General features: G+C 53.0%; 7 protein-coding genes and 1 tRNA gene. All 8 read left to right on the top strand.

Going from position 1 to position 3,854, the window contains the following annotated elements; translation table 11 throughout:
- Positions 1 to 131, top strand: a 131-nt coding sequence (locus AC9UG7_RS10615) for an EF-Tu C-terminal domain-related protein (RefSeq protein ID WP_509583060.1), incomplete at its 5' end; no start/stop codon positions are given.
- Positions 132 to 181: 50 nt separating this feature from the next.
- Positions 182 to 257: transfer RNA gene (locus AC9UG7_RS10620), tRNA-Trp, on the top strand.
- Between the two features lie 91 nt (positions 258 to 348).
- A complete protein-coding gene (gene secE / locus AC9UG7_RS10625; RefSeq protein ID WP_509587477.1) occupies positions 349 to 732 on the top strand; it encodes a preprotein translocase subunit SecE in 384 nt (127 codons plus the stop codon).
- Positions 732 to 1,316 (top strand): transcription termination/antitermination protein NusG, encoded by a 585-nt coding sequence (gene nusG, locus AC9UG7_RS10630; protein ID WP_509587480.1) that lies wholly within the window; start codon positions 732 to 734, stop codon positions 1,314 to 1,316. The genes secE and nusG overlap by 1 nt, the downstream gene beginning before the upstream one ends.
- Before the next feature lie 171 nt (positions 1,317 to 1,487).
- A complete protein-coding gene (rplK, locus tag AC9UG7_RS10635) occupies positions 1,488 to 1,922 on the top strand; it encodes a 50S ribosomal protein L11 (RefSeq protein ID WP_509587482.1) in 435 nt (144 codons plus the stop codon).
- The gene (gene rplA / locus AC9UG7_RS10640) at positions 1,919 to 2,614 is read left to right on the top strand and encodes a 50S ribosomal protein L1 (protein ID WP_509587485.1); all 696 of its coding nucleotides are present in this window, start codon (positions 1,919 to 1,921) and stop codon (positions 2,612 to 2,614) included. Before rplK ends, rplA begins: the two co-directional genes overlap by 4 nt.
- Positions 2,615 to 2,842: 228 nt before the next feature.
- Positions 2,843 to 3,343, top strand: a complete 501-nt coding sequence (rplJ, locus tag AC9UG7_RS10645) for a 50S ribosomal protein L10 (protein ID WP_509587487.1) — start codon at positions 2,843 to 2,845, stop codon at positions 3,341 to 3,343.
- Positions 3,344 to 3,408: 65 nt separating this feature from the next.
- Positions 3,409 to 3,786: a 50S ribosomal protein L7/L12 gene (gene rplL / locus AC9UG7_RS10650; protein WP_509587489.1), complete on the top strand. Its 378-nt coding sequence runs from the start codon at positions 3,409 to 3,411 to the stop codon at positions 3,784 to 3,786.
- Positions 3,787 to 3,854: the final 68 nt, after the last annotated feature.

Here is a 3,854-nt window from a genome sequence, read left to right on the forward strand (position 1 = left end):
TGCCGGGAGACAACGTGTCGATCACGGTGAAGTTGATCCACCCGATTGCGATGGAAGAAGGTTTGCGCTTCGCGATCCGCGAAGGCGGCAAAACCGTCGGCGCCGGTGTGGTTGCCAAAATCATCGCTTAACCTGCTTTGATCCGTTGTGCGTTTTCGGACGCATTTCGGTTGTGTTTTTTAGGGGTATAGCTCAATTGGCAGAGCGTCGGTCTCCAAAACCGAAGGTTGGGGGTTCGATTCCCTCTGCCCCTGCCACCTGGCAGTGATGCTGGGTGTACCAAAGGCCCGCCTTTATCGGCGGGCTTAGTTCGCTTTGAGTTTTTTTGTTTTCCACTGGCTGATTGACATGTCCACCGCACAGATAGAAACCGTAACCAGCACTGCAGACAAAGCCAAGTTGGCTGCTGCCGTGGCCTTGGTCGTCGCTGCATTGGTGGCTTTTTACACCTTGTCTGCGCAAGGCGTGCTGATGCAGTGGTCTGCTTTGATCGGTTGTTTGGTGCTGTCGGTGGTGGTGTTTTTCACTTCGTTACAAGGCAAACAATTGATCGGATTTGGCCGTGACGCTTGGCGCGAAGTGCTCAAAGTGGTTTGGCCGACGCGCAAAGAAGCGATGCAAATGACGGCCTACGTTTTTGGGTTTGTGTTGTTGATGGCAGTTTTTTTGTGGTTGACTGACAAAACGCTGGAATGGCTGTTGTATGACTTGATTCTGGGATGGAAAAAATAATGACCGAAGAATCACTAGAAAACGCATTGATCACGACGGCCCCTGCGCATCCAGACATGCGTTGGTACGTGGTGCACGCCTACTCTGGCATGGAAAAGGCCGTCGAGCGAAACATTGTCGAGCGTATCGCACAGGCGGGTATGCAATCTAAATTTGGCCGTATTTTGGTTCCCACTGAAGAAGTCGTGGAAATGAAAAATGGCCAAAAGAAAACCACTGAACGCAGGTTCTTCCCGGGTTATGTATTGGTCGAAATGATCATGGACGATGAAAGTTGGCACCTGGTGAAACACACCAACAAGGTCACAGGATTTGTTGGCGGTGCGCGCAACCGTCCGGCGCCGATTTCTCAAGACGACGTGTTGAAAATCGTCAATCAAATGCAGCAGGGCACAGACAAACCACGCCACAAGGTGGAGTTTATGGTGGGTGAGTTTGTCCGCGTCAAAGACGGCCCGTTCACCGACTTCAACGGCACAGTTGAAGAAGTGAATTACGAAAAAAACAAAATGCGTGTGTCTGTGACCATTTTTGGTCGTGCCACACCGGTTGAACTTGAATTTGGACAGGTAGAAAAAACTTAATTCTTTTTGAAAAAGAGCCAAGTTGTTGCATAAAGACGAAATCCCTCTTGCAACCTACCTAATGGTTTTGTCAGTTTGATTTGCGTTTCCCGACTCGACGCAAATTGTTTTCAGTGAGTCGTTAACCCCGGGGAGCCCTCAACAGGCGTTTGTACCCGTAAGGAGAAAAGCATGGCGAAGAAAATCGTCGGCTTCATCAAGCTGCAAGTGCCAGCTGGTAAAGCCAATCCGTCACCGCCCATCGGTCCCGCATTGGGCCAGCGCGGTTTGAACATCATGGAATTCTGCAAGGCTTTCAACGCCCAGACCCAAGGCGTAGAGCCTGGTTTGCCATTGCCTGTGGTCATCACAGCGTTTGCAGACAAATCTTTCACCTTCATCATCAAGACGCCGCCTGCGATCACATTGATCAAGAAGGCGATCAAGCTTGACAAAGGCTCATCCAGACCGCACGTCGACAAGGTCGGAAAAATCACCCGAGCGCAGTTGGAAGAAATTGCTAAAACGAAAATGGTTGACATGACAGCTGCCGATTTGGATGCCGCTGTTCGCACCATCGCTGGTTCTGCCCGTTCTATGGGCGTGACCGTGGAGGGCGTGGTATGAGCCGTTTGACCAAAAAACAAAAATCTTTTGCCGGCAAGGTTGACAGCAACAAGCTGTACCCTTTTGTCGAGGCTTTAAAAATCGTCAAAGAGTGCGCCACTGCCAAGTTCGATGAGTCCATTGATGTGGCTGTGCAACTCGGTATTGACGCCAAAAAATCCGACCAGGTAGTGCGTGGCGCCGTGGTGTTGCCCAACGGTACCGGCAAAACTGCTCGTGTTGCAGTGTTCGCGCAAGGTGCTAAAGCTGATGAAGCTTTGGCTGCAGGCGCAGATGTCGTCGGTATGGACGATTTGGCTGCCCGTATCAAGGCGGGTGACATGCCTTTTGATGTGATCATCGCCGCCCCTGACGCCATGCGTGTTGTCGGTACGCTGGGTCAAATTCTTGGCCCGCGTGGTTTGATGCCTAACCCGAAAGTCGGTACTGTCACGCCTGACGTTGCCACAGCTGTGCGCAATGCCAAAGCAGGTCAGGTGCAGTTCCGTGTCGACAAGGCTGGTATTGTTCACGCCACCATCGGACGCCGTTCCTTTGACAGCGACAAGCTTCAAGGCAACTTGGTCGCTCTCGTTGATGCATTGAGCAAAGCCAAACCTGCAACCAGCAAAGGTGTTTACCTGCGCAAGTTGGCAGTGTCGTCCACCATGGGTGTGGGCGTGAGAGTAGACACACAAACACTGAGCGCCTAAAGCGCTCGGCATTCAAGTCTTTCCACCAGGTAAGACTTGAAGCGGTGGGTCGGTCGGTTTGCAAAAACAGGCTGAGCCATCCAAGACCGTTGGCGTGCAACCCGTTTGCACTTAATTCACCAGCCAACGCAGATGGCGATCCCGCTGTAGAGAATTTTTCTTGACAGTCAGGTCGCTGAAACCGGCGTGTTAAGGGGCAACCCGAGACACATTTAGAAGGAGTAGACCTTGAGTCTGAATCGCAGTGAAAAAGAAGCCGTCGTCACAGAAGTGTCGGCATTGGCAGCACAGGCGCAGACGCTGGTGATGGCGGAATACCGCGGCATCACGGTCGCAGACATGACCAAGTTTCGCGCCAGTGCGCGCAGCCAAGGCGTATCGCTCAGTGTGTTGAAAAACACGCTGGCACGCCGTGCTGTCGCCGGTACGCAGTTTGAGTCAGTCTCTGATCAGATGACCGGACCGCTGATCTATGGTTTCTCTGTGGATGCTGTGGCCGCCGCCAAAGTGGTGGCCGATTTCGCCAAGACCAACGATAAGTTGGTGATTCGCGGCGGTGCATTTGCAGGCAAATCCCTGGACGTCAACGGCGTTAAACAACTGGCAAACATTCCTTCCAAGGAAGTGTTGCTGGCGCAATTGTGTGGATTGCTGATGTCTCCCATGTCGCGTACCGCAGTGGTGCTCGGCGCATTGGCGGCGAAAAAAGAAGAGGCGGCTGCCGCGTAAAGCGTGCAGCCCTTGTCACCCATTTGCTGCCGCATTGGCAGCCCTGAACGAGTTAAGGAAATAACATGGCATTCGATAAAGACGCATTTTTGACCGCACTGGACAGCATGACGGTCATGGAACTCAACGAACTGGTGAAAGCCATCGAAGAGAAATTTGGCGTGAGCGCTGCAGCGATGGCTGCACCTGCTGCTGCAGGTGGCGGCGGTGGCGCAGCTGCTGTTGAAGAAAAAACCGAGTTCAACGTGATGTTGCTCGAAGCCGGCGCCAACAAGGTCGGCGTGATCAAGGCGGTTCGCGAGATCACGGGTTTGGGTTTGAAAGAAGCCAAAGACCTGGTCGACGGCGCTCCCAAGGCTGTCAAAGAAGCCGCACCGAACGCAGACGCCGAAGCAGCCAAGAAAAAATTGGAAGAAGCTGGCGCCAAGGTCGAGCTCAAGTAATCGGGAAAACAAAGGCTGGATGCCCTCACAAGGGGTCCCCAGCCTTTGGCGCTCTCAGAGCGCACCCG

The sequence above is a fragment of the Limnohabitans sp. genome (genome assembly GCF_046052765.1).
Classification (GTDB): domain Bacteria; phylum Pseudomonadota; class Gammaproteobacteria; order Burkholderiales; family Burkholderiaceae_C; genus Limnohabitans.